Here is a 23,716-nt window from a genome sequence, read left to right as displayed (position 1 = left end):
AGTGAAAACGATATTTGCGACATTTCAAGAGGCGGTGTCTGATATCAGTGATGGATCTACCCTGATGGTTGGAGGATTTGGCCTGTGTGGGATTCCAGAAAACCTAATCATGGCACTCGTTGATAAGGGTGTGAGGGATTTAACCGTCATTTCGAATAACTGCGGAGTGGATGAATGGGGGCTTGGCCTGCTGCTTCAAAATAAGCAGATCAAAAAGATCATCGGTTCGTATGTAGGAGAGAACAAGGAGTTCGAACGTCAAGTATTGGCGGGAGAAATTGAAGTTGAACTGACTCCCCAAGGGACTCTCGCAGAAAAAATCCGGGCTGGCGGTGCAGGTATTCCAGCTTTTTATACGCCAGCCGGGGTTGGCACGCCTATTGCGGAAGGAAAGGAAATCCGAGAATTTAATGGCAAGGAGTATGTGCTGGAAGAGGCGCTGATAGCGGACTTTAGCCTTGTGAATGCTTGGAAAGGTGATAGGATGGGCAATCTTGTCTACAGAAAGACTGCCCGAAATTTCAATCCAATGATTGCAGCAGCAGGAAAAGTTACCATCGCCCAGGTTGAAAATCTTGTAGATATTGGTGAACTTGATCCGGGTCAGATCCATACCCCGAGTATTTATGTGCAGGGATTGATACAAGGAGAACTTGAGAAGAGGATTGAAAGACGAACAGTCAGTTCACGGACGGTTAATTCATAGAATGGGGGTGTCAAATTGAGTAAGGCTACTGTAAGGGAAAAGATTGCAAAAAGAGCAGAAAAAGAAATAAAGAGCGGATATTATGTGAACCTTGGTATTGGAATGCCAACTCTTGTGGCCAACTATATCTCAGACAACAAACAGGTGGTACTCCAGTCGGAAAATGGTCTGCTCGGAATCGGGCCCTATCCTACAGAATTCGAGGTGGATGCCGATCTAATCAACGCAGGAAAAGAAACGGTGACCGCTATTTCGGGGGCTTCCTATTTTGACAGCGCCGAATCGTTTGCCATGATTAGAGGAGGACATGTGAATCTGGCGATCTTGGGCGGAATGGAAGTTTCAAAGTCTGGCGATCTTGCGAATTGGATGATCCCCGGTAAAATGATCAAAGGCATGGGAGGAGCAATGGATCTTGTTCATGGCGCAGGAAAAATCATCGTTATCATGGAGCATGTCAACAAAAGCGGCGAACCGAAAATCCTAAACGAATGTGTTCTGCCTTTGACAGGGAAGCGAGTCGTGGATCGGATTATCACGGATCGTGCAGTCATAGATGTAACGCAAGCAGGATTGATATTAAAGGAAGTGGCTACGGGCTATTCAGTTGAGGACATTCAACAATCAACGGAACCGGAGCTGACTGTAAGTAAAGATATTATGATGGAAGCATACTAGGAATCGGGCCTGGTGGTGCTAGAACCAGGCCTTTTACTCTACAAGATCTTCGTATAACTTCTAGCTCCAATGTACGGGACGCTAAGCCACTGAATCGGAGGCCTGAGTCCATCTGCGCAAGAGAGTGTTCTCCACTCTCTAGCAATCTATTTTTTCGTTTTTTTCAATCCTTTTACTTTTAAAAAATAAGAAAATCTCTTCTTTTGTAATCTTCATTTGTTTCGCCTCATGCAACAGTAAAACCCATTCGTCATCAAGATAACTAAGGTATTGATTGCCCCCTTTATCATCTACCATTGGGCTATTCTCCTTTATAAAAATTCATCTTTTCTTATGGCGGTTTTTAAAACGAATGAATTCATAGTATTCCAGAAAATCTTCTTTCCTCATCCCGGCGTGTATTGCTTTTTGCACCAGCAATTGCCATTCTTGGTCTAATTTGATCTCCTTTTGAGTGCTTTCCTGCAAAAGCTGCTCAACCGAAATACCGAGAGGGCGGGCGATTTTGGAGAGGACTTGCAAAGAAGGATTTTTTTGCATATCCCGTTCTATATAGCTTAGATATGATTTTGATATGCCAGCCTTTTCAGCAAGTTTGGAGAGAGAGTACCCCCTTTCTTCCCTGATCTCCTTAATATAAAGCCCAATCACAGAACACAACCCCCTTTCGATCGTTATGTTCATTATAAGGAACGATTCGTTCTCTATAAAGTCGGATAATAGTAAGTAAAAACGAGAAAACAGTTGTATTTGAAAGAAAAACGTTCTTAATTGAGAAAATACAGTGGAAATCGAGCTTTTTAATAGGAGCAAAAACTATGAAAGATGAAATAAGAGCGAAGAGGGTAAAACGCAGTGCAATTTAAGCATACTGTCTACTCTAAACTAATACTGTCTATAATCCGGCAAATATTGTCTAGAAAGAAAAAAACTATCTGCATCCAAGAAGTACTATCCGAAAAGCCTAAAATGCAAATTCAGTTGGAGACAACGGTCTTCCTTCAGTGTTCTCAAACTATGAGGCGGCATTCTAAATAAAATAAAAAACGCCCAGACGAGATTTTCGTCATGGAACGCTTATTTGTTCTTCATTTTCCATTTATTGAATTCCAGAAATTCGCGGAATTCTTCTTTTGTAATACCTGAAGACATTGCTTCGTGAACGAGCTCTTCCCAATCGTGATCCAACTCGATTTTACCTGTTTCTCCATGAAGGAGAACTTGGACAGGGACGTCTAACACAGATGAAAGTTTTTCGAGTATTTGAATAGAAGGATTGGATTGGATATTGCGCTCAATCGAACTTAAATAGGATTTGGCAATGTCAGCTCTGTCCGCCAATTCAGATAGTGATAATTTTTTTTGAAGGCGATAATCTTTTATTCGTTGACCTATCATATACACCGTCACCTACTCTTCGCCCATTATAACATAAATTAATAGGTTATGAATAGAGCAAAATTCCCGATTGAAGGGTCATGATTATGTACTAAAGACGTTCCCTAAAAAATTCCTTAATCTCCTGGGGACTGATTCCTGCGCTTAGCGCAGACAATATGAGCTCTACCCATTCTTCGTCCAGTTTCTCCGGCTTTATTACGACTGATTTTTTCATTGTTACCTCCCATAAATACGGAATGTATTCGGGTAACCCAGCTACCATAGTTCATTAATGAACCTTAGGCCTGTGGCTTTGCGTCTCTGACTTTCGAACAGATTTGCCTTTTTCACTCAGTGTGAACTTAGTATAAGCGTTTCCAAAGTCATAGTCCTGAAAAAATTGTCGTTGACAAGAAGAGGCTAAACAAAACAGATACTCACTCATCAACAGAAAAACCTGTCGATTTAGCTCAGAAAAGTCCAATGAAAGGAATAAGTAAGTCGTTATGCCCATTATAGTAAAATATGTTTATAAAATATATGTAGAATTGTAAGTAAAAAAGTAAAAGTTTGGCGAACGATCATTTCTATAGATGGGATGTATAGCGACTTTGGCGTGTAACCATTTGTAAAAAAGCCAGTTCTTCTTTTGTCAGGGCCATTGAGTTTACTGCTCGGGCGTTGTCTTTTACCTGCTCAATGGTGCTGGCTCCTGTTACAACAGCGGCAACGGCTTTATTGGCTAAATTGAATTGTAGCGCCAGTTCATTCAGAGACCTTTCTCCATGTAAAAGTCTAGCTTGAATGCTTTCTATGAGTTCTTTTATCTCATTTGAAGAGTAGTCAAGATATTCTTTCCCTTCCCATTGTTCTTCTTTAATGCCCAGTATTTTATCGCTTAATAAGCCTTTCGCCACAGACCCTCTTGTTACAACACTGATCTCATTATCATCCAGTAAACCCATGACTTCTTCTGGGCGTCTGTCGAAAAGGTTGTATTGCATCATAACACTTACAATGGAAGAACGGTCTACGTATTCACGAATGACGTTGGGTCTGATGGAGGAAATGCCATAATAGCGAATGAAACCTTCGGATTTTAATTCCTCAAAAGCTTCAATTGTTTCATCAATTGGGTCATCGATAGTTCCGCCGTGCAGCTGGTATAGGTCAATATAATCCGTACGAAGGCGTTTGAGACTCTTTTTTACTGCTTCTTTAATATATTTTTTAGAAGGGTCCCAGCTCCAATCGTCCTTATTTTCTGCCCAACGATTTCCAACTTTTGTGGCTATGACTACTTGATCACGTTTGGAAGAGAGGACTTTCCCAACTATTTCTTCATTTACACCGTAATTGTATAAATCGGCGGTATCAAAATAATTAACACCTTCATCCAAAGCTGTTTTTATAATTTCTTCAGCAGTGCCCGAATCGGTTCCTAAAGACATGCATCCCAGACCCATTTTTGATACTGATAAATCCGATTTTCCCAGTCTGCGTTTCTCCATATAAATCCCGCCTTTCTTTGTTTTTCTATTTTATCTGAAGTTGGCGGAGTTATTCAACCATTGTGCAGGCTTCTATCCAGTCTTTTACAAGTTTATGTTGCTTTGCATATTTTCGAAGCAAGCCTTGAATTTCCCATGCCTTCCCAATCAAAATAATGCGATCTTCACTAATGTTCAATCTCATCATGATCCCTCCCTGATGTATGGTAAAATGTATGATGATCAGCAAATGAAATAGAACAGGGAGCTGAGCATAGTGAATAAGTTTGAAGAGAAAACAGTAAACACGGAACCCATTTTTGAAGGGAAAATCATCAGTGTACAAGTAGATGAAGTGGAACTTCCAAACGGAGAGCTGGCAAAGCGTGAGATTGTTCGCCATCCCGGCGCTGTTGGTCTGATTGCATTAACTGATGAAAATAAAATAGTCATGGTGGAACAATATAGAAAGCCGTTAGAAAGATCTTTGTTGGAAATTCCAGCGGGAAAATTGGAGCCAGGAGAAGAACCAGCGGTCACTGCGGAAAGGGAGCTTGAGGAGGAAACTGGGTATCGCGCAGGCAAAATGGAGTATATTTCCTCTTTTTATACGTCGCCCGGTTTTGCGAATGAAATCATTCATCTTTATTTGGCGACTGAATTGGAGAAGGTAGAAAATCCGGCAGATGGTGATGAAGATGAATTTATTGAGCTAATGGAACTTTCGCTTGAAGAGGCACTTGAGTGTATCAAGAATGAAAGGATTTATGATGCCAAAACTGTTTTTGCCGTCCAATTCTTGCAGCTAATGGAGAAAAAATGATATGAACCAGTATTTTGTGGACATGCACATTCATATAGGCAGGACTTTTACAGGAAAACCGGTAAAAATCACTGCAGCTAAAAGCTTGACTTTGACCAATATCCTGCAAACAGCCAAATTTCCTAAAGGACTTGATATTGTTGGAGTAATTGATTGTCATTCCCCTGAAGTCATGGCAGAAATGGAACAGCTCCTTCAAGAAAGCCGTTTAATAGAAATGGCAGAGGGCGGTTTCCAATTTGAGAATGAAGTGACATTAATACCAGGAACGGAAATGGAAGTTCTGGATGAAAGCTGTAATGGCCCGATTCATTTGCTTGCCTATTTCCCGGGTTTTAAACAGCTTAGGGAATTTTCCAACTGGCTTTCGACGCGTGTAACGAACCTTCAACTGAGCACACAGAGGGTATATGAAACAGCTGTGAATATCCAAGAGAAAGTAAAATCTTTAGACGGTTTGTTCATTCCTGCTCATGTTTTTACACCTTTTAAAAGTCTTTACGGAAAAGGTGTGAAGCAATCGTTGAAGGAAGTTCTGAATCCAACATTAATAGATGGTGTGGAACTAGGACTCAGCTCTAACACAATGATGGCTGACCAGATCAGTGAACTAAATGGATTTACGTTCCTATCGAATTCCGACGCGCATTCTCTGCCCAAAATGGCCAGAGAATATCAGAAAATGACTCTTGAAGCCCCAACCTTCGAGGCGGTTAAAAAAGCCTTGCATGGTTCAGGAGGAAATAAAATCGACGAAAATTATGGCTTAAATCCTTTTTTGGGTAAATATTACCGAACAGTATGCGCCAAGTGTTTCACAATGAAACAAGGAGACATATGTGCCCATTGCGGTTCGAAGAAATTTACAAAAGGAGTTTCCGAAAGAATCGCAGAGTTGGCGGATCATGATAGCAAACCTCCTGTAAGACCACCGTATATCCATCAAGTGCCGCTCGATTTTTTACCTGGATTGGGGACGAAAACAAGGGAGAAACTATACAGCTATTTCGGATCCGAAATGAATATTCTGCATCAGGTTTCTGAGGCCGAATTGAAAAGTGTACTGAAGGAAGGACTGGCGGATTTGATTGTGAAAGCCAGATCAGGGGATATGGTGCTGGTAGAAGGTGGGGGAGGGCGCTACGGAAAAGTTGCGAAATGATAGATAATTCTAACTTGAAAATGATAGAGAAACGAGTCATATGCATAGCTTTTACCTCATAAGATGTATCAATCGCAGGACAGGGGGAAGCAGCATATGCGGAAAAAAATGTATACTAGCTATATCACACGACACATTCGAACCTATTCTTCTATCTATTCATTTATCATGGTATTGTTTATTATGGGGATCATTTTTGGAGCGGTCATTGTCAATAGTCTATCAATTGCGCAGAAGGAAGATCTGTTTCATTACTTGAATCATTTTTTTGGACAAGTGGCTGATGGAAAAACGGGGCAGGCGGAAGATTTGCTAAAGCTAAGCTTCTTCCATAATGTCAAATTCATCGGGTTGATGTGGGTGCTTGGAATTTCCATTATCGGTTTTCCATTAATTTTAATCCTGTTGTTCTTAAAAGGGGTCGTTGTCGGATTTTCGGTCGGCTTCCTTGTAAATCAAATGGGCTGGCATGGATTGCTGCTTGCTTTTGTGACTTTGCTGCCACAAAATCTGCTGTTTATACCTATATATATATTTATTGCTGTTATCTCGACAGCATTCTCAATTAAACTCATGAGGAAAATTTTTATAAGACAGGGTTTCTCCTTTCATTTTGTTCCAGAGTTTGCGCGATATTTTATGTCTTTTATCGCGGCAATGGCTGTCATCACACTAGCTGCCAGTATTGAAGCATTTATTGCACCGGCATTGATGAAATCCATTATCGTGTCGATTACTAAATGATAATGACTTTCAAGTAGAAACCTCCCATTTTTATAATGATTTTAATTTGATTATTGTACACTGTCTGTTATAATAAAAGGGATAGTGGCGAGGGAGGATTGTTTGATGGAAAGTCGCATTAATCGTATTAAGAAACAACTGCATTCCGCAAGCTATAAGCTTACTCCCCAGCGTGAAGCCACGGTTAGGGTGTTGCTTGAATATGAGGAAGATCATTTGAGTGCGGAAGATGTCTATTTGCTTGTTAAGGATAAGTCTCCAGATATCGGCTTGGCAACAGTATATAGGACCCTCGAGCTTTTGACCGAGTTGAAAGTGGTCGACAAAATTAATTTTGGAGACGGGGTTTCCAGATATGATTTGCGACAGGAAGGTGCCGATCATTTCCATCACCACCTGATATGTATTGAATGTGGTTCGGTGGATGAGATTCAGGAAGATCTTCTCGGAGATGTTGAGAAAAAAGTTGAACATGATTTTAATTTTAAAGTTAAAGACCACAGGCTGACATTTCACGGCATTTGTTGGCGCTGTCACGATAAAGTGGAGAATGAACGGGAAGAACCGTCAGCCAGCAAAAAGAAATGAAATGTGAACACCCATCCTCTATAAGGTACAGAGGATGGGTGTTTTGGTTGTTTAGGCAATTATTTACGTCCAGGGTTTAGCACCCATCAGCAGACTTCACTCATTCTGCGCTAAGTCAACACCGGTGTACAGGAAGTACTAGTGCAAGCGAAGTGACAGGATGAGGCGGCCTTCATCGAGTTGTCCAGTTGCGAGTGCCATCCGGCGTAAGAATCAAGGCATGTGGAAGTTTATTCAGGAAGAATATGCATCTACGGCATAGCTTATTCCACGAAGTTTTTCATAATGTATTGAAAGGAGCAGCTAAGGAATCCACTCATCAACATTCGCCTTGCCTTGTCACCTAAAGCAAGGCTATGCACCTTTCGCTTTTCTTACAAGATTCTCCTCTTACATCAATAATCATCTCTGATATGTATAAATCCGGGCATTTATTGCATATCATGTATTACTGGTACAAGCAGTCTGAATACTTGAAAAGGGTTTGATGAAGATGAGGAATGCGGCTAAGGTGATTCTCCAGATGCTGAGGGTGTTTCTGCTTTTTGGAGCATGTACGATTATGTTTTACTATGGTATTATATGGGTTAGTCAGGAGTATGAAAATTATCGGAGATATGACGAGCCTGAGGGAACAGCCGTCAAAGTAATTCAGCAACATAAAAGTGATGCGGAGAGCGACTGGTTCTCTCGCCTGTTGTTTTTTTATTCAAATGGGGAGTAGAAAAGAATATGAAAGACCGTCTGCAAGATTTTATTCATTTTATGATTGTGGAAAAAGGATTATCTCAAAACACGATAAAGGCTTATGAACGTGATTTGGTGAACTATCTTACCTATATTCAAAACATGTTGAAAATTACTTGTTTTGATGACGTTACTCGTATGCACATCATACAATTTTTGGGACAGCTAAAAGGTGAAGGCAAATCTAGCAGGACGCTTGCCCGGCATATTGCATCGATCCGTTCCTTCCACCAGTTTCTATTACGGGAAAAGGTTGCCGGGCATGATCCTACTATACATATTGAAACGCCTCAGCAAGAAAAGAATTTACCGAAAGTCCTTTCTGTATCAGATGTACAGGCTCTTCTTGAAGCTCCTGATCTGTCCACTCCTTTTGGCATTCGCGACAAAGCGATGCTTGAGCTTTTGTACGGGACAGGTACACGGATCAGTGAGCTCCTTGATTTAAACCTTGATGACATCCATCTTACTATTGGTTTTGTCAGATGCAGAGGAAAGGGGAATAAGGAAAGAATTATTCCTATAGGGGCAGAGGCAACCAAAGCGATTGAAAGATATTTAAAAGATGTCAGGCCAAAGCTGCGAAAAGACAAGAACAGAACAGATGCCTTATTTTTAAATCATCATGGCAAGCGGCTCACAAGGCAAGGTTTTTGGAAAAATTTAAAAAAGCTTGCATCCAAGGCAAATATTGAAAAGGAATTGACGCCGCACACGTTAAGGCATTCGTTTGCAACTCACCTGCTTGAAAATGGTGCGGACTTGCGGGCTGTCCAAGAAATGTTGGGCCATGCAGATATTTCAACTACACAAATATATACGCATGTATCCAAATCAAGATTAAAAGATGTATACAAACAGTATCATCCTCGTGCCTAGGACCGCTACTCAAAGCGGTTTTTTTAACGTTTGCAAATAGGTATGATACGATTAGACATTATTAGCTTTGATTTCGGAGGGATGATTATGGGAAGTTCTTCATTTAAACGAGTTCATTTAATCGTACTGGATTCTGTGGGAATCGGTGAAGCACCGGATGCGAAGGATTTTGACGATAGCGGTGCAGATACCTTAGGGCATATTGCAAAAAAAGTAGATGGATTGAATATGCCGAATATGGAGGAACTCGGTTTATCTAATATCAGGGAAATAAAAGGGATAGAGAAGGCCAAAAAGCCACTCGCTTTTTTTACGAAGATGCAAGAGGCATCAAAAGGAAAAGACACACTGACTGGCCATTGGGAAATCATGGGCCTCATTACCACCCAGCCTTTTAAAGTGTTTCCAAAAGGATTTCCAGAATTATTAATCTCACGTCTCGAAGAGGCTTCAGGAAGGAAGGTCATAGGAAATATTCCTGCGAGCGGAACGGAAATCATTGAACAACTTGGTCCTGAACAAATGAAAACCGGAGCGTTAATTGTCTATACATCTGCAGACTCTGTTTTGCAGATTGCCGCTCATGAAGAGATCATTCCGCTGGAGGAGCTGTACAGTATTTGCGAAAAGGCGAGAGAGCTGACCCTTGCTGAAGAATATAAGGTAGGCAGAGTAATTGCACGACCGTTTATCGGTTCTCCAGGCAATTTTCAGCGTACAGCCAATCGCCATGACTATGCCCTGAAACCATTTGATCGGACCGTGATGAATGAGCTGACTTCCAATAAACTTGATGTTATCGCCATTGGGAAAATTCATGATATATATGACGGCGAAGGGATTACGGAGTCTATCAGGACTCAGTCCAACATGGATGGCATGGATAAACTGATTCGAATAATGGAAAAAGATTTCACAGGCCTCAGCTTTATTAATCTCGTTGATTTTGATGCGAAATTTGGTCATAGACGGGATCCGGAAGGGTATGGAGCTGCATTGGAACAGTATGATGCTCGGCTACCTGAGGTTTTTGAAAGAATGCGAGAGGACGATTTATTGATTATTACAGCAGATCACGGGAATGACCCTATGCATCATGGGACTGATCATACAAGGGAATATGTACCTCTACTTGTATATTCCAAACGTTTTAATGGCGGTGGGGAGCTGCCAATCAGGAAAACATTTGCTGATGTCGGTGCAACAATAGCACATAACTTCGGTATAGGTTGGAAGGGTGCTGGAGAGAGCTTCCTTTCTGAATTAACAATTGAAAAGTGAAAAAGTGATAGACCTTACGGGAATTGAGCCGCGGGGTCTTTCTTTTTATCTTTGAGTTGGTCCGTATGAGTGAGCATTTTTGAATATTTCTCTCTACATTAATAACAGTTTTTCGTAACAGGAAAAAAGCCGGTACATTAAAGAAAAGAGCATATAAAAAAATATTCATATACTCGTCTGTCTGATGATTTGTGTTTACGAATTATTGTGGGAACGACTAGCATGCTATCTAATTTAAAAAAATTCCAATCATCTGTTAGGATTGGAACTTTTTTATTGTCTAAATTCCTTGGCAAGAGGAGGCGGTGAAAGGGTCACAAGTCAATAGTAAGATGAGATCCACTGTAAGGTTCGATATTTTCTGCCATGTTTGACATATTGTGGTTAAAGCTGAGTACTTTTTTTATAAAAAACAAAAGTATAAAAAAACCTTTCCGGGAGACAATGGTGATAGTTGGTAAACATTACCGTTTTTTTATCATACAAATGGAGGGGTTCGGATGAAAAAGTTAGCTGGTATATTTTTTCCTTTCTTGCTTATATTCTCATTGACAATACAGCCAGTATCGGCGGAGGAGAAGCAAAAAGAATTGTCAGAAGATTCTCGGTCGGCAATTTTAATAGAAAGGGATACAGGAAAGGTTCTGTATGACAAAAACAGCGATGAAAAACTGCCGCCAGCTTCGATGACAAAGGTAATGACCATGCTTCTTATCATGGAGGCGCTGGATAGCGGACAGATATCCATGAAAGAAAAAGTACGGGCGAGTGATTATGCAGCTTCGATGGGTGGATCGCAGATTTTTCTTGAACCTGGAGAAGAGATGACGGTAAAGGAAATGCTTCTTGGAATTGCCATTGCTTCAGCCAACGACGCTTCGGTGGCGATGGCCGAAAAAATATCAGGAAGTGAAGAAGCCTTCGTTGCGAAAATGAATGAACGAGCAAAAGAATTGGGCTTGAAAAACACCAAATTCCAAAATACGACAGGCTTGACCGCAAAGGGTCACTACAGTACCGCTCATGATATGGCTGTTATGGCCAAGGAACTACTGAAACATGAACAAATCACTGATTTTACAAAGCTATATGAATCTTATTTAAGAGAAGACTCGAAGAAAAAATTCTGGCTTGTTAATACGAACAAACTGGTTCGATTTTATCCTGGGGTCGATGGCTTGAAAACAGGTTTTACAAGTGAGGCGAAGTACTGTCTTACAGTCACAGCGAAAAAAGATGGTATGCGTGTTATTGCCGTTGTCTTTGGTGCCCCGACATCTAAAAGCAGAAATGACCAGATTGCCAAGATGCTTGACTACGCTTTTTCACAGTATGCTACTCACCCCCTTTATAAAAAAGGAGAGAATCTCGGAAAAGTCAAAGTGAGCAAAGGGAATATCAAAGAGATTCATGCAGAGACTGGCGAGCCGGTTTCCCTATTGACCAAAAAGGGAGACAAAGCTGAAGATTTCACTACTGAAGTGAAGCTGGATAAAAATTTGAAAGCCCCTGTAAAAAAAGGTGAAAAAGTGGGAAAGATCGTGATTCAAAAAGACGGCAAGAAATTGGCTGAATCGACCTTGGTTGCAGAGAAGACCGTTAAGAAAGCTTCTTGGTGGCAGCTTTACAAGAGATCATTCGGACTGTTTACGCAGTCAAAATGATGAAAATTCAATAAGATTAGCGAATCGGTTCTAGTTTTGTCATGAAGAAGGATTCGGGTGCATAGAGGTAGAATTGAATCCCTATACGACATATAAGGAGGCTGTGCATGTGGGATTGAAGATTGATATGGAAGTAAAGCAAGATGTTCTATGCATCCGGCTTTCCGGCGAACTGGACCATCATACGGCGGAAAATTTACGTGAACAAATTACTAGGGAAATGAAAACTCACGATATTTTGCACATTGTCCTGAACTTGGAGAAGCTATCCTTTATGGATAGTTCTGGTCTTGGGGTAATCCTCGGGAGATATAAGCAAATTAAATTGAAGAGGGGAGAGATGGTTGTTTGTGCCATTTCTCCGCCAGTCAAACGGCTATTTGAAATGTCTGGTTTATTCAAAATCGTCCGCTTGGAGTCTTCTGAAAAATTTGCACTTGAAAGATTGGGGGTTGCCTGATAATGAGAAACGAGATGCAAATTCAGTTCAGTGCGCTCAGCCAAAATGAATCATTTGCCCGTGTGACAGTTGCTGCATTTATCGCTCAATTAGATCCGACCATGGATGAGTTGACGGAGATCAAGACAGTAGTGTCTGAAGCTGTTACAAACGCGATCATACACGGTTACGAGCAAAATCCTGCAGAAGTTGTTTATATTTCAGCGGTCATTGAGGATGGAAAGGTCGACCTTGTGATCAAAGATACAGGAGTTGGCATTCCGAATATTGATGAGGCAAGACAGCCGTTATTTACAACAAAACCCGAAATGGAACGTTCTGGCATGGGTTTTACAATTATGGAAAATTTCACTGACCATTTGGAAATACAATCCCACCCTGGGACAGGCACAACCATACGTTTAGTCAAGCATTTAACGAAAAATAAAGCGTTGTGCAATTAAGGAGCCGCGCCTATGGATGTGGAACTTAAAAAAGACTCAAACACATCATTTCTAAAAGACGACGAAGTAAAGGAATATATTAGGAAAAGCCAAAATGGTGACCAAGAAGCCCGAGATATTCTTGTTGAGAAAAACATGAGGCTTGTCTGGTCAGTCGTTCAGCGCTTTCTTAATAGAGGCTATGAACCTGATGACTTATTTCAGATCGGAAGCATCGGTTTGTTGAAATCCGTTGACAAGTTTGACTTATCTTATGATGTCAAATTTTCAACCTATGCCGTTCCGATGATAATTGGTGAAATTCAAAGGTTCATCCGCGATGACGGAACAGTAAAGGTAAGCCGTTCTTTAAAGGAATTGAGCAATAAAATCCGAAGGTCCAAGGATGAACTCACGAAGAAGTATGGGAGAGTGCCCACTGTTTCAGAAATTGCAGAGCATCTCGATGTTCCCTTAGAAGATGTGATTATGGCCCAGGACGCAGGGAGAACTCCGGCGTCCATACATGAAACCGTTTATGAAAATGATGGTGACCCCATTACGTTAATGGATCAGCTGGCGGATCAAAACGAGCATAAATGGTTCGATAAAATCGCTCTTGAAGAAGCGATACGCGGGCTCGATGAACGGGAAAGGCTTATTGTCTACCTGAGATATTATAAAGATCAGACACAGTCTGAGGTAGCAAAGCGTCTGGAAATTTCACAAGTGCAAGTTTCCAGGTTGGAAAAGAAAATACTTGAACAGATGAAAGAGCGTATGGATACCACTTAGCTGTTGGTGATCCATACGTTTTTTTTCGTAAGGTATGGAAATCATATTACTTTATATCGCGTTCAGCTCTTATTAAAAATGAAGGGTCAGCTTCCTATAAATAATGAATGGCTGGAATGTAATGTAGCATAATAAAAAATACATAAACAACATGCAGGATGTGGAATGATGGAGAATACGGTTTACATTCAAATGAAGCGCCGTTTGACAATTAACAAGGGCTCCGGTATGAAGCTCGGGGAGATGGCACAAATCATTGTACCAGATGGAATGAAGGACTTGTATCAAATGGTAGTGCTTCCCGAGACTTCTGATATACAAAAAAAATTTATTGTTTTAGATGTTATGACAGTGATCAATAAAATAACGAGCCGATATCCCGATTCAGATATTCAAGTGATTGGACCATCGGAAACAATCATTGAATTATTGGAAAAAAGGAAGAAAGTACCTTCCTTTTTATTTGTTCTTGTGTGGTTGCTTCTTTTTGTTGGGTCCGGGCTGGCCATTATGAACTTCCATGAGGAAACAAGTATGCAGACAATGCATCAAAAAATCTACTGGATGATGACGGGAAAAATAAATACCACTCCGTATATTGTCCAGATTCCTTATTCGCTTGGCCTTGGGCTGGGTATGATTCTGTTTTTTAATCATTTGTTCAAGAAAAGGATCAACGAAGAGCCGAGTCCTTTGGAAATAGAAATGTTTAATTACCAGCAAGACCTTGATCAGTACGTGGTTTTGAATAAACACAAAGAAAGTACGAAATACAGTGATGATCATTAAAGCCATTGCAGTCATATTTACAGGCCTTTCTGGAGGCGTGGCTGTTGGTATAGGGTTTGTTGCATTTTTGACTGTACTTGGCGTGATTCCGCGGCTGACACAGCTTACGAAAACTGGTGACTATATACGATATTATGAATGGGCAGTAGTTATTAGTGTGGTTTTAAGCAGTTTTGCGGATTTGAATAACTTTTCATTTCCAATTGGCGCTGGCATTTTGATCCCGATAGGATTTTCCAGTGGCATTTTTATCGGCATGCTTGCGGCGGCTCTTACCGAAGTCCTCAATGTGCTGCCAATTTTATCAAAGAGGATAGGGATGGAAGGGGCGCTTATCAGCCTGCTTATGGCTCTAGTCATTGGAAAACTAGCGGGTTCTTTATTCCAATGGTTGGTTTTTGTGAATTTTTGAAGCTATTTGTAGAGGAGCTGCCATGATGAAAAAAAAATTAGGAAATAACTTTAAAAAGATTCCTGAAGACCTTCGCCTCGTTGAGCAGTATTTCAAAGATAGGGTCGGTCTGGGAACAAGCTGTGATATTGGCCAGCGGAAACTGGTCATATTAAAGACTAATGTGCAAATGTATTATGTGAATGGCCTTTGTGATACGGAGTTTATCATTGAATTAATTAAAGAGCTTGTTAATTTAAATGATCATGAGCGGCCTTCAAAAAATGTTTTTGACATCATCCAAAACAGGCTTGTACATGAATCAATTGAAATCGTAGAAACCCTCGATGAAGTAACTGATCAGGTATTGTCCGGATTGACGGCAATTTTTATAGAAGGTGAAGAGTCAGCACTGATAGTTGACGTACGGAGCTATCCAGGAAGGCAGCCGGAGGAGCCAGACACTGAAAAAGTGGTCAGAGGATCCAGGGATGGCTATGTGGAAAATATCATTATTAATACTGCATTGACAAGAAGAAGGATTAGAGATGAGAATTTAAGATTTGAAATGTATAAAGTTGGTGAACGTTCGAAAACGGATATTGCGATTGGCTATATTAAAGATGTGGCAAATCCGCAATTAATCGAAACGATCCGGAAAGAGATCTCTAGCATAGATATTGATGGGATCGCCATGGCGGATAAGACAATAGAAGAGTATTTAATGAAACAGGGCTATAACCCTTACCCACTTGTCCGATTTACAGAAAGAGCAGATGTTGGGGCCATCCACCTTTTGGAGGGGCATGTACTAATTTTTATCGATACGTCCCCCAGCGTGATGATTACTCCGGCAACTTACTTTCACCATGTTCAGCACGCTGAAGAGTACCGTCAGTCCTCCGCTGTTGGAACATTCGTTCGCTGGACGAGGTTTTTAGGGATTTGGGCATCGATCTTTTTATTACCGCTTTGGTTTCTTTTTGTATTAGAGCCGTCGCTTTTGCCTGAAAATCTTGCATATATTGGGCCAAATAAAGAATCGGACATCCCGCTGATTATCCAATTGCTCATTGCTGATTTAGGGATAGAGTTCTTAAGAATTGCAGCTATTCATACTCCTACACCGCTCTCGACGGCAATGGGATTGATTGCAGCGGTATTAATTGGACAGATTGCAGTGGATGTTGGTTTGTTCCATTCAGAAGTAATTCTGTATGTATCTATTGCTGCGATTGGGACATTTTCTACTCCGAGCTATGAATTGAGTGTTGCAAATAAGATCTTCAGAATGCTTCTATTGATTGCCGTTGCTTTATTTAAATTGCCGGGATTCATAATAGGATGCACGCTTTATGCTTTGTATTTGATATCGCTGCGCCCATTAAATGCACCTTACATGTGGCCGTTAATTCCATTTAATCCGATAGCTCTTTTCCAAGTGCTTGTCAGAAGACCTGTTCCAGGAAGCAGGCTTAGGCCAAGCATTGTCCATCCGCGAAACCGATTTCGCCAGCCAGAGAACAAGCCGTGACAGACCGTTGCTAAAAGGCATAAAATATGTTAAAGTAATGCTTACTTATTTTTGGCGACGTCATCTGCTAATATCTGATTACTTTGTTAAAAGGAAACAGAGTTTTTTGTGAATACTCGGATATTGTATAACATATTTCGCTTTATCTAGCTTCAGCGCCCCAGCGACCAACAAATATTTGCGCTCCTTTCTTCGAAAAAACTGGATTTAGAGCACTTTACCATTCGTGCTGTTATTTCCGGAGTGCTTGGTTTGTATGTCGTCAAAAGGGCGCTTGCGCTTTTCTTAAGTGTTGGCTTTGTAATGTGTTGATAGGCTGGCACCTTTAGCTGTTCTGATTTTTAGTTTGGAGGGAAAAAGATGTACTTACATGGAACGGCATCAGTCAATGAAAAAGGCCATCTTGAAATTGGCGGATGCGACACGGTGGAATTGGTTGAGAAATACGGCACACCTTTATATGTGTATGATGTGGAGTTAATCAAAAATCGGGCGCGTGCCTTTAAAAAGATGTTTGAAAAGAATGGAGTTAAATCGCAGGTTGCTTATGCGAGCAAAGCGTTCTCGTCCGTAGCGATGTTTCAGCTTGCCCATGAAGAGGGACTTTCTTTAGATGTGGTATCTGGAGGAGAATTGTACACTGCGGTAGCTGCAAAATACCCAGTAGAGAAAATTCATTTTCATGGGAATAATAAGAGTGAAGAAGAATTGGAAATGGCTTTGGATTATAAAATCGGTTGTATCGTAGTCGATAATTTCCATGAACTTCATATGCTTCATCATCTTTGTCAGGAAAGAAAACAAAGCGTGAATATTTTGCTTCGTGTGACACCTGGTATTGAGGCACATACCCATGACTATATCCTTACTGGCCAGGAAGATTCAAAATTTGGGTTTGATTTGGAAAACGGCCAAGCGGAAACTGCACTTGCCGTCTCTTTGGACAGCGAGTATTTGAATTTGCTAGGAATCCATTGTCATATTGGTTCGCAGATTTTTGAAACGGTTGGATTTTTGATGGCTGCAAGAAAAGTTCTGGAGAAACTAAGCAATTGGAATGAAGCACATGGATTTGTCCCTCAGGTTCTAAACCTCGGCGGAGGCTTTGGAATTCGTTACACGGAGGAGGATTCTCCGCTTTCTCCTGAGCAGTACGTTGAAGAAATGATTTTTGAAGTGAGAAAAGAAACAGAACGGTTATCGCTCCCGATGCCGGAAATTTGGATAGAGCCGGGGAGATCGCTTGTTGGTGATGCCGGTACAACACTTTATTCGATCGGTTCCCAAAAAACTGTGCCAAATGTAAGAAAATATGTTGCGATAGACGGCGGCATGAGCGATAATATCAGGCCAGCTTTATATGATGCTAAATACGAAGCAGTACTTGCCAACAGACCGCTTGACCAGCAAGATGAAGTTGTGTCGATTGCAGGAAAATGCTGTGAATCCGGAGATATGCTAATTTGGGATCTTCCATTGCCAGAGCCGGGAACAAATGATATTTTGGCTGTCTTTTGTACAGGAGCTTATGGCTATTCTATGGCGAATAATTATAATCGGATTCCAAGACCGCCAGTTGTGTTCGTAGAAAATGGAAAAAGCCGTATCGTTATCAAAAGAGAAACGTATGAGGACCTTGTCCGACTTGATATCCCGCTCAGTGAAAAATCAACCATATAGGCTTTTGTAAATGGACAAACATTTGCGTTAAATCATGAATATCGGTAAAATGGTCGGTGTTGGATTTAACTTTATTTAGCAGAAGTATCCGACTTCTGTAAGTGGTGAGATGAATGTGAATGCCTATTGGTATTTCGTTCAGCGGGGATTCAAACCCAGGCTGAATAAAGTTAAAGCCTCTGGCGGATGCCACAGATTTTTAGTGGAATTTTATCGAGCGAAAGCTCGATGAAATCTGGGTGCAAATACGCCAAGGAGCATTTGATTACTATTTTTATATAACTGATCATTATATTGGTGGGAGTGTTTGTTTTTGCGCAAAAACAACATTATTTTATTTGCTATTCTATTTGGCATGGCGTTTGTATGGGGATTGATTTATTGGCTTTTTATTGTGCCGAATAAATGAAATACTATTCGAAATAAAAATGATGAGGGGTAAATGATGTTAATTCGCTATAAAAAAGCCTTTGAAAAAATTGCAATGGGTCTTCTATCGTTCATGCCGAATGAAAAAGACTTAAAGAAGCTGCAGCAAACAATGAAACAATATGAAGAAGGCGATAATTGGCAGCTTTACCTGTGGAAAGCAGAAGATGATATCATTGGATTAATTGGTGCAGTCATTGAAGACGACACGATTGAGATCCAGCATATTTGTGTCAATCCTTCTCATCGACATGAAGGAATAGGGAAAAGTATGGTAAAAGCAATGAAACAGCTCCATGAGGACAAAAAGCTGCGCCCAACAGAAGAGACATTGGCATTTTTTGAAAAATGTTGCTTCTTGAATGAAGAAAACCCGGATGATTAATGCTCCGGGTTTTTCATCTGTTATTAAACTTTTACTGTTTCGAAGCGGCTTTTATCAAAGTCTCTTCTGGCAATATGTTTATTTATAATAAACTCATCTAGTTCATCGTCTCCGCCCCATACCAATCCGAGAGAGTGTACACGTTCTTTGCATACAGTCAATAATTCGGAATCCAGTATCGGAAACGAAATAGGCTTATATGACGAACCTGTTTGCATCTCATGGCAGCACCGAATCAACATCGGCATCAACTGATCATGACTGATTCCAAGAGAATAAATTTCGGTTCTATTTTTATCTAAAATTTCAAGCGCTTTTTTCATCATTTTGACTGCGCCTATCCTGTTTCCTCGACGGTAATGGTAAAAGCTCACGGCGATTTGGATTAATCCGACCCACACCGAGTGTTTTTTCATACCGTTTTTTTTCCAGTGGTCCTCCAAAACTTCGTGGCATTCAAAGAAATCTCTGTCCCCATGAAAATGGGTAAGAAATTCAATATATGATAAAGGGAAAATCAAAAGTGATGACACCTTCCATTTCAATAGCGTTATGTTATCAGTTTAACACATCAAATCGAAGTTTTTAAAAAATATTGACCACACTCGGAAGAAAGTATTGTATGATGATAAGGTGGAAATATCAATGTTTATGTCGAAATTGGTGATATTTAATGTCTTACCAAATTAAAACAGAAGTGTTCGAAGGTCCGCTTGATCTCCTTCTTCATTTAATTAAGCGAATGGAAATCGATATTTATGATATTCCAATGGCCGAAATCACGGACCAATATTTATTATATATACATACAATGAACGAACTCGAACTTGATCAGGCAAGCGAGTATCTTGTCATGTCCGCAACTTTACTCTCAATTAAAAGCAAAATGCTCTTGCCTAAAAATGATGAGGTGGAGGAAGACGACACGATTTATGAGGATGAAGATCCGCGAACAGAATTAGTGGAGCAGCTGATTGAATATAAAAGATTTAAAGAAGCTGCTATGCTTTTTCGGCAAAAAGAAAGTGTAAGAAGCGAGATTTTTACAAAACCACCCAGTGACCTTTCGCACTTCGCTGATGAACTGCCCAAGCTTCAGCCGTCAGGTGTAACGATTTATGATATGATTGGAGCTTTTAATAAGCTGTTAAGGCGGAAAAGAATCCGTCAGCCATTATCAGCCAAGGTGGCTAGGCCAAGGATAACGATTCAGCAGCGGATGGATGAATTGTTGGAGATGATTGAAGAAAGCGATACGGAGCTTAGTTTCTCATCTTTTTTCCATCTCTTGGACAGGGAATTCATCATTCTCACTTTTTTGGCCATGCTGGAATTGATGAAATCCAATGCGATTATAGTATGGCAAAGTCAAAATTTCGAAGAAATATATTTAACATCAAGAGAGGAGTCATTAGTTCTTGAAAGCAGTTAATTTAAAAGCAGCGCTGGAAAGTTTGCTGTTTGCTGCGGGGGATGAAGGATTGACTCCAAAGCAGATAGGAACCGCGCTTGACATTTCTGAGAGCAAAGCTGGCAAGTTAATTGAAGAGCTTCGCGAAGAATATGAGGAAAATGAAGACAGGGGACTTACCATTGCGACACTTGCTGGAACTTATCAGCTAGTGACTAAAAGAAAATTTTCCTTTGTTCTGCAAAAACTTGTAGAAAATACACAAACAGATTCCATCTCTCAGGCTGCATTGGAGACGATGGCAATCATTGCGTATAAGCAGCCGATTACTAGAGTGGAAATTGAAGAAATCCGCGGAGTAAAAACAGAGCGCCCGCTTCGAACTCTTTTGACGAAGGGATTAATCAAGGAAGCGGGGAGGAGAGAAGGGATTGGCCGGGCTATTTTATACGCAACAACGAGGGAATTCCTCGATTATTTTGGATTGACAGATATAAAAGAATTGCCGCCACTGCCGGAGCCGGCTAAACAAAATCCGAAGCTTTCTGAAGCAGGTCCCCTCTTTGATTTGACAGCCAGTACGAGTGAATAAGCTGTGCCACAGGAGCATGTAACTTCCGCGTGGCTTGTTTTTTGCGCTGATGGGGTCAGCTTCGTTGGCACAAGGACATCTTGTCCGTCGGCAAGTTCAGGGGGCGCCGTAGTACATCCTGTACGTCGGCTGGCTCAAATCGCGCCGTCCTGCCGCTTTGCCTGCACTAGTACATCCTGTACGTCGCAGTCAAACATTAATAGCTTTATTCGAATAAAATAATTTCATCTCTTTTGATACTTTAACTTTAAAAATGGTTCCCTCGGGGAACCATTTTTTTATCATATCAATTTGATCGGCGCATAGACTTGTACAAACGCACGAGAGGGGCGGGAGGATGTCGTCTTTGAAAGGTTTGTTCGTCATTTTTATCATCAGTGTAATGTTGATGCTCACCGCCTTTTCACCCGAAGAGGATCCTGATCTTCCAGTCAGTGCCTCCAGCGCTGTTTTGATGGAGCAGAATACAGGCAGGGTTCTTTTTGAAAAAAACCCCCATGAAGTCCGGAGAATCGCCTCAATTACAAAAATTTTAACCGCCATACTCGCCATTGAATCCGGAAAAATGGATGAAACAGTAAAGGTTAGCCGCAAAGCGGCTTATGAGGAAGGATCATCCATTTATCTTGTCCCGGGTGAAAAAATAAAACTGAGGGATCTAGTGTATGGGCTGATGCTTCGATCTGGGAATGATGCAGCAGATGCCATTGCAGAGCATGTTGGAGGAAGCATGGAAGGGTTTGTCTTTATGATGAATCAAAAAGCAAAAGAAATCGGAATGAAGAATACCAATTTTTCTAATCCTTCGGGGTTGGACAGCCATGAAGAACATTATTCAACAGCTTATGATATGGCACTGCTTATGCGCTATGCGATGCATAACGAAACATTTAAAACTATATCGGGAACAAAAACATACTCTTTCGAACGGGAAGAGCATTCACAGCACTGGAAAAATAAGAACAGGCTTCTGACCGAAAAATACAAATATGCTACGGGTGGAAAAACGGGTTATACGAAAAGAGCCGGACGGACACTTGTGACAACAGCCACGAAAAAGGACAACGATATGATTGCCGTGACATTGAATGCTTCGGATGATTGGAATGACCATATCTCCATGTATGAGTATGGCTCTAGCCATTTTAAAATGAAGAAAATTTTGCCTGAAGGTCCATTGAAGGACGTACGGCCGTTAAAGGATGAAAGAACTTTATATGTAGAGAATTCTGTATATTATCCATTGATGAAAGAAGAGTACAAAGATGTACGCATTCGTTATAAGCTCCTTTCGCCTAAGGACATGAAAAAAACGAAAGGCGGGGAGGTTGGCAGGGCCGTCATTTATTTACAGGATCATGCAGTTCGAAAAATACCGGTTTATATTACAGAGGAGGAACAGCAGGAGAAAGTATCTTTAACCAAAAAACTTAAAGCTCTGTTCTTTGGACGGGCAGGTGCAATCATACCGTGATCAATATTATTTGGGTCGCCATGACCGTGATTGGACTTATCTTTGCTGCGGTTAATGGGAAGATGAAAGAAGTCAATGAAGCGATTTTCCAATCAGCTAACGAGGCGGTAACACTCTGTATCGGATTAATCAGTGTTCTTGTATTTTGGCTGGGGATGATGCGGATAGCGCAGGATGCAGGATTGCTTCAGAAGTTATCCAATTTATTTAAGCCGATCATACTGAAGCTGTTTCCGGAGGTGCCAGGTGATCACCCCGCAGTTGGCTATATTTTATCAAATATCATCGCGAATATGTTTGGCTTGGGAAATGCTGCAACTCCACTTGGGATTAAAGCGATGGAACAGTTGAAAGTATTGAATGGCGGGAAATCCGAAGCAAGCCGATCAATGATTACATTTCTTGCATTAAATACGTCAGGTCTGACTTTAATACCAACGACGGTAATTGCCATTAGGATGAACTATAACTCCGCTGGTCCAACTGATATTGTCGGACCTACATTGGTGGCCACAATTTGTGCAACCGCCGGAGCTATCATATTTGATAGGTATTTTTACCACCGCAGGGTCAAAAAGGGAGATAAATGACAATGCAGATGATCTCGATTATTTCGTTATGGATTGTTCCACTTATCATCGCCTATATTTTACTTTATGGAACATGGAAGAAGATTCCGACGTACGAGTCCTTTGTTGAAGGTGGGAAAGAAGGCATCAAGATCGCTGTCTCCATCATACCGTTTTTGGTTGGAATGCTCGTTGCCATTACCGTGTTTAGAGCATCGGGAGCCCTCGATTTTTTCATAGGACTGGCCAAACCAATCCTAGATCAGATCGGAGTGCCAGCAGAGGTTGTACCGTTGGCTCTTATAAGACCGATTTCTGGTACCGCAGCGTTAGGAGTGATGAGTGATATCATTTCAGTTCATGGACCAGACTCCCTTATTGGGAGGATGGCTTCAACCATACAGGGGAGCACGGATACGACCTTTTATGTGTTGACAGTTTATTTTGGAGCAGTAGGAATCAAAAAAATGGGAGATGCAATCAAAGTCGGACTGTTTGCTGACTTTATAGGCATATCTGCAGCAATCCTTATCGTGATCATGATGTTCGGTCTATAGACCGGACATTTTTTTGGATAAATGAAAACCATACGCTAGGCGTATGGTTCAGGAGAGCTTATAGCGATGTATTAAAAAAGGCTCCC

Annotated in this window: 30 protein-coding genes and 1 riboswitch; of the genes, 23 read left to right on the top strand and 7 right to left on the bottom strand. The window is 41.0% G+C overall.

Annotation, left to right across the window (positions count from 1 at the left end):
- Nucleotide 1: 1 nt before the first annotated feature.
- Together H9631_RS00150 and H9631_RS00145 are read left to right on the top strand one after the other, a co-directional pair.
- Nucleotides 2-706: a CoA transferase subunit A gene (locus H9631_RS00150; protein WP_191809239.1), complete on the top strand. Its 705-nt coding sequence runs from the start codon at nt 2-4 to the stop codon at nt 704-706.
- A 15-nt stretch (nt 707-721) separates the two neighbouring features.
- A complete protein-coding gene (locus H9631_RS00145; RefSeq protein WP_191809238.1) occupies nt 722-1,384 on the top strand; it encodes a CoA transferase subunit B in 663 nt (220 codons plus the stop codon).
- A 138-nt stretch (nt 1,385-1,522) separates the two neighbouring features.
- Here H9631_RS00145 and H9631_RS00140 read toward each other — a convergent pair whose 3' ends face one another.
- The 6 genes from H9631_RS00140 to mciZ all read right to left on the bottom strand — a co-directional run bounded on the left by H9631_RS00140 (nt 1,523) and on the right by mciZ (nt 4,459).
- Entirely contained in the window at nt 1,523-1,681 is a 159-nt protein-coding gene (locus tag H9631_RS00140; protein ID WP_191809237.1) for a hypothetical protein, read from the bottom strand.
- 24 nt (nt 1,682-1,705) lie between these two features.
- Complete coding sequence (locus H9631_RS00135) at nt 1,706-2,035, bottom strand: helix-turn-helix domain-containing protein (RefSeq protein WP_191809236.1); 330 nt, start codon at nt 2,033-2,035, stop codon at nt 1,706-1,708.
- A 426-nt stretch (nt 2,036-2,461) separates the two neighbouring features.
- Complete coding sequence (locus tag H9631_RS00130) at nt 2,462-2,782, bottom strand: helix-turn-helix domain-containing protein (protein ID WP_191809235.1); 321 nt, start codon at nt 2,780-2,782, stop codon at nt 2,462-2,464.
- Nucleotides 2,783-2,873: 91 nt separating this feature from the next.
- Complete coding sequence (locus tag H9631_RS00125; protein WP_191809234.1) at nt 2,874-2,999, bottom strand: anti-repressor SinI family protein; 126 nt, start codon at nt 2,997-2,999, stop codon at nt 2,874-2,876.
- A 28-nt stretch (nt 3,000-3,027) separates the two neighbouring features.
- Nucleotides 3,028-3,117, bottom strand: a riboswitch (cyclic di-GMP riboswitch).
- Between the two features lie 234 nt (nt 3,118-3,351).
- A complete protein-coding gene (locus H9631_RS00120; protein WP_191809233.1) occupies nt 3,352-4,275 on the bottom strand; it encodes an aldo/keto reductase in 924 nt (307 codons plus the stop codon).
- A gap of 49 nt (nt 4,276-4,324) precedes the next feature.
- Nucleotides 4,325-4,459: a Z-ring formation inhibitor MciZ gene (mciZ, locus tag H9631_RS00115; RefSeq protein WP_191809232.1), complete on the bottom strand. Its 135-nt coding sequence runs from the start codon at nt 4,457-4,459 to the stop codon at nt 4,325-4,327.
- A 72-nt stretch (nt 4,460-4,531) separates the two neighbouring features.
- Between mciZ and H9631_RS00110 the strand changes: the two genes are divergently transcribed.
- The 16 genes from H9631_RS00110 (at nt 4,532) to H9631_RS00035 (ending at nt 19,027) form a co-directional block, all read left to right on the top strand.
- Nucleotides 4,532-5,077, top strand: a complete 546-nt coding sequence (locus H9631_RS00110; RefSeq protein ID WP_191809231.1) for an NUDIX hydrolase — start codon at nt 4,532-4,534, stop codon at nt 5,075-5,077.
- Nucleotide 5,078: 1 nt separating this feature from the next.
- Nucleotides 5,079-6,239, top strand: coding sequence for an endonuclease Q family protein (locus H9631_RS00105; RefSeq protein ID WP_191809230.1), 1,161 nt, complete (start codon nt 5,079-5,081; stop codon nt 6,237-6,239).
- A 96-nt stretch (nt 6,240-6,335) separates the two neighbouring features.
- Entirely contained in the window at nt 6,336-6,983 is a 648-nt protein-coding gene (spoIIM, locus tag H9631_RS00100; protein WP_191809229.1) for a stage II sporulation protein M, read from the top strand.
- 105 nt (nt 6,984-7,088) lie between these two features.
- Nucleotides 7,089-7,571, top strand: coding sequence for a ferric iron uptake transcriptional regulator (gene fur / locus H9631_RS00095; protein ID WP_191809228.1), 483 nt, complete (start codon nt 7,089-7,091; stop codon nt 7,569-7,571).
- A gap of 493 nt (nt 7,572-8,064) precedes the next feature.
- Nucleotides 8,065-8,295 carry a YqzK family protein gene (locus H9631_RS00090; protein WP_191809227.1) on the top strand — a complete coding sequence of 77 codons (231 nt, stop codon included), beginning with the start codon at nt 8,065-8,067 and terminating at the stop codon, nt 8,293-8,295.
- Nucleotides 8,296-8,303: 8 nt separating this feature from the next.
- Complete coding sequence (xerD, locus tag H9631_RS00085; protein WP_191809226.1) at nt 8,304-9,197, top strand: site-specific tyrosine recombinase XerD; 894 nt, start codon at nt 8,304-8,306, stop codon at nt 9,195-9,197.
- A gap of 87 nt (nt 9,198-9,284) precedes the next feature.
- Nucleotides 9,285-10,478, top strand: a complete 1,194-nt coding sequence (gene deoB / locus H9631_RS00080) for a phosphopentomutase (RefSeq protein WP_191809225.1) — start codon at nt 9,285-9,287, stop codon at nt 10,476-10,478.
- A 500-nt stretch (nt 10,479-10,978) separates the two neighbouring features.
- A complete protein-coding gene (locus H9631_RS00075) occupies nt 10,979-12,142 on the top strand; it encodes a D-alanyl-D-alanine carboxypeptidase family protein (protein ID WP_191809224.1) in 1,164 nt (387 codons plus the stop codon).
- A 109-nt stretch (nt 12,143-12,251) separates the two neighbouring features.
- Nucleotides 12,252-12,602 (top strand): anti-sigma F factor antagonist, encoded by a 351-nt coding sequence (gene spoIIAA / locus H9631_RS00070; RefSeq protein ID WP_160709430.1) that lies wholly within the window; start codon nt 12,252-12,254, stop codon nt 12,600-12,602.
- 2 nt (nt 12,603-12,604) lie between these two features.
- Nucleotides 12,605-13,045, top strand: a complete 441-nt coding sequence (gene spoIIAB, locus H9631_RS00065; RefSeq protein ID WP_191809223.1) for an anti-sigma F factor — start codon at nt 12,605-12,607, stop codon at nt 13,043-13,045.
- Nucleotides 13,046-13,057: 12 nt separating this feature from the next.
- A complete protein-coding gene (sigF, locus tag H9631_RS00060) occupies nt 13,058-13,819 on the top strand; it encodes an RNA polymerase sporulation sigma factor SigF (RefSeq protein WP_191809222.1) in 762 nt (253 codons plus the stop codon).
- A 168-nt stretch (nt 13,820-13,987) separates the two neighbouring features.
- Nucleotides 13,988-14,608 (top strand): stage V sporulation protein AA, encoded by a 621-nt coding sequence (locus H9631_RS00055; RefSeq protein WP_191809221.1) that lies wholly within the window; start codon nt 13,988-13,990, stop codon nt 14,606-14,608.
- Nucleotides 14,598-15,020: a stage V sporulation protein AB gene (locus tag H9631_RS00050; protein ID WP_191809456.1), complete on the top strand. Its 423-nt coding sequence runs from the start codon at nt 14,598-14,600 to the stop codon at nt 15,018-15,020. Before H9631_RS00055 ends, H9631_RS00050 begins: the two co-directional genes overlap by 11 nt.
- 25 nt (nt 15,021-15,045) lie before the next feature.
- Nucleotides 15,046-16,533: a spore germination protein gene (locus tag H9631_RS00045; RefSeq protein WP_404801697.1), complete on the top strand. Its 1,488-nt coding sequence runs from the start codon at nt 15,046-15,048 to the stop codon at nt 16,531-16,533.
- Between the two features lie 360 nt (nt 16,534-16,893).
- Nucleotides 16,894-18,213 (top strand): diaminopimelate decarboxylase, encoded by a 1,320-nt coding sequence (lysA, locus tag H9631_RS00040; RefSeq protein WP_191809219.1) that lies wholly within the window; start codon nt 16,894-16,896, stop codon nt 18,211-18,213.
- A gap of 445 nt (nt 18,214-18,658) precedes the next feature.
- Nucleotides 18,659-19,027: a GNAT family N-acetyltransferase gene (locus H9631_RS00035; RefSeq protein ID WP_191809455.1), complete on the top strand. Its 369-nt coding sequence runs from the start codon at nt 18,659-18,661 to the stop codon at nt 19,025-19,027.
- 23 nt (nt 19,028-19,050) lie between these two features.
- Here H9631_RS00035 and H9631_RS00030 read toward each other — a convergent pair whose 3' ends face one another.
- Complete coding sequence (locus tag H9631_RS00030; protein ID WP_318246746.1) at nt 19,051-19,560, bottom strand: DUF309 domain-containing protein; 510 nt, start codon at nt 19,558-19,560, stop codon at nt 19,051-19,053.
- A 140-nt stretch (nt 19,561-19,700) separates the two neighbouring features.
- Here H9631_RS00030 and H9631_RS00025 point away from each other — a divergent pair, with 140 nt between their 5' ends.
- From H9631_RS00025 to H9631_RS00005, 5 genes are all read left to right on the top strand, one after another.
- Nucleotides 19,701-20,459 (top strand): segregation/condensation protein A, encoded by a 759-nt coding sequence (locus H9631_RS00025; RefSeq protein ID WP_191809218.1) that lies wholly within the window; start codon nt 19,701-19,703, stop codon nt 20,457-20,459.
- Nucleotides 20,446-21,030 (top strand): SMC-Scp complex subunit ScpB, encoded by a 585-nt coding sequence (scpB, locus tag H9631_RS00020; RefSeq protein WP_191809217.1) that lies wholly within the window; start codon nt 20,446-20,448, stop codon nt 21,028-21,030. Before H9631_RS00025 ends, scpB begins: the two co-directional genes overlap by 14 nt.
- Nucleotides 21,031-21,367: 337 nt before the next feature.
- Complete coding sequence (locus tag H9631_RS00015; RefSeq protein WP_191809216.1) at nt 21,368-22,504, top strand: D-alanyl-D-alanine carboxypeptidase family protein; 1,137 nt, start codon at nt 21,368-21,370, stop codon at nt 22,502-22,504.
- Nucleotides 22,501-23,094 carry a nucleoside recognition domain-containing protein gene (locus tag H9631_RS00010; protein WP_191809215.1) on the top strand — a complete coding sequence of 198 codons (594 nt, stop codon included), beginning with the start codon at nt 22,501-22,503 and terminating at the stop codon, nt 23,092-23,094. Before H9631_RS00015 ends, H9631_RS00010 begins: the two co-directional genes overlap by 4 nt.
- 2 nt (nt 23,095-23,096) lie before the next feature.
- Nucleotides 23,097-23,630: a spore maturation protein gene (locus tag H9631_RS00005; RefSeq protein ID WP_191809214.1), complete on the top strand. Its 534-nt coding sequence runs from the start codon at nt 23,097-23,099 to the stop codon at nt 23,628-23,630.
- Nucleotides 23,631-23,716 lie beyond the last annotated feature (86 nt).

Source organism: Bacillus norwichensis (assembly GCF_014836955.1).
Lineage (GTDB): Bacteria > Bacillota > Bacilli > Bacillales > Bacillaceae_C > Siminovitchia > Siminovitchia norwichensis.
The sequence above is the reverse complement of the archived record's forward strand: the minus strand, read 5'-3'. Positions and strand labels throughout refer to the sequence as shown.

Excerpts from the sequence above, each read along its gene's own strand:
- H9631_RS00075 (WP_191809224.1), top strand. The coding sequence starts at position 10,979 with ATGAAAAAGTTAGCTGGTATATTTTTTCCTTTCTTGCTTATATTCTCA.
- H9631_RS00130 (WP_191809235.1), bottom strand. The coding sequence starts at position 2,782 with ATGATAGGTCAACGAATAAAAGATTATCGCCTTCAAAAAAAATTATCA.
- deoB (WP_191809225.1), top strand. The coding sequence starts at position 9,285 with ATGGGAAGTTCTTCATTTAAACGAGTTCATTTAATCGTACTGGATTCT.
- H9631_RS00105 (WP_191809230.1), top strand. The coding sequence starts at position 5,079 with ATGAACCAGTATTTTGTGGACATGCACATTCATATAGGCAGGACTTTT.
- lysA (WP_191809219.1), top strand. The coding sequence starts at position 16,894 with ATGTACTTACATGGAACGGCATCAGTCAATGAAAAAGGCCATCTTGAA.
- H9631_RS00045 (WP_404801697.1), top strand. The coding sequence starts at position 15,046 with ATGAAAAAAAAATTAGGAAATAACTTTAAAAAGATTCCTGAAGACCTT.
- fur (WP_191809228.1), top strand. The coding sequence starts at position 7,089 with ATGGAAAGTCGCATTAATCGTATTAAGAAACAACTGCATTCCGCAAGC.
- H9631_RS00035 (WP_191809455.1), top strand. The coding sequence starts at position 18,659 with ATGTTAATTCGCTATAAAAAAGCCTTTGAAAAAATTGCAATGGGTCTT.
- H9631_RS00025 (WP_191809218.1), top strand. The coding sequence starts at position 19,701 with ATGTCTTACCAAATTAAAACAGAAGTGTTCGAAGGTCCGCTTGATCTC.
- H9631_RS00140 (WP_191809237.1), bottom strand. The coding sequence starts at position 1,681 with ATGGTAGATGATAAAGGGGGCAATCAATACCTTAGTTATCTTGATGAC.
- H9631_RS00015 (WP_191809216.1), top strand. The coding sequence starts at position 21,368 with ATGTCGTCTTTGAAAGGTTTGTTCGTCATTTTTATCATCAGTGTAATG.
- xerD (WP_191809226.1), top strand. The coding sequence starts at position 8,304 with ATGAAAGACCGTCTGCAAGATTTTATTCATTTTATGATTGTGGAAAAA.
- H9631_RS00050 (WP_191809456.1), top strand. The coding sequence starts at position 14,598 with ATGATCATTAAAGCCATTGCAGTCATATTTACAGGCCTTTCTGGAGGC.
- spoIIAB (WP_191809223.1), top strand. The coding sequence starts at position 12,605 with ATGAGAAACGAGATGCAAATTCAGTTCAGTGCGCTCAGCCAAAATGAA.
- sigF (WP_191809222.1), top strand. The coding sequence starts at position 13,058 with ATGGATGTGGAACTTAAAAAAGACTCAAACACATCATTTCTAAAAGAC.
- H9631_RS00120 (WP_191809233.1), bottom strand. The coding sequence starts at position 4,275 with ATGGAGAAACGCAGACTGGGAAAATCGGATTTATCAGTATCAAAAATG.
- H9631_RS00055 (WP_191809221.1), top strand. The coding sequence starts at position 13,988 with ATGGAGAATACGGTTTACATTCAAATGAAGCGCCGTTTGACAATTAAC.
- H9631_RS00125 (WP_191809234.1), bottom strand. The coding sequence starts at position 2,999 with ATGAAAAAATCAGTCGTAATAAAGCCGGAGAAACTGGACGAAGAATGG.
- spoIIM (WP_191809229.1), top strand. The coding sequence starts at position 6,336 with ATGCGGAAAAAAATGTATACTAGCTATATCACACGACACATTCGAACC.
- H9631_RS00005 (WP_191809214.1), top strand. The coding sequence starts at position 23,097 with ATGCAGATGATCTCGATTATTTCGTTATGGATTGTTCCACTTATCATC.
- H9631_RS00090 (WP_191809227.1), top strand. The coding sequence starts at position 8,065 with ATGAGGAATGCGGCTAAGGTGATTCTCCAGATGCTGAGGGTGTTTCTG.
- mciZ (WP_191809232.1), bottom strand. The coding sequence starts at position 4,459 with ATGAGATTGAACATTAGTGAAGATCGCATTATTTTGATTGGGAAGGCA.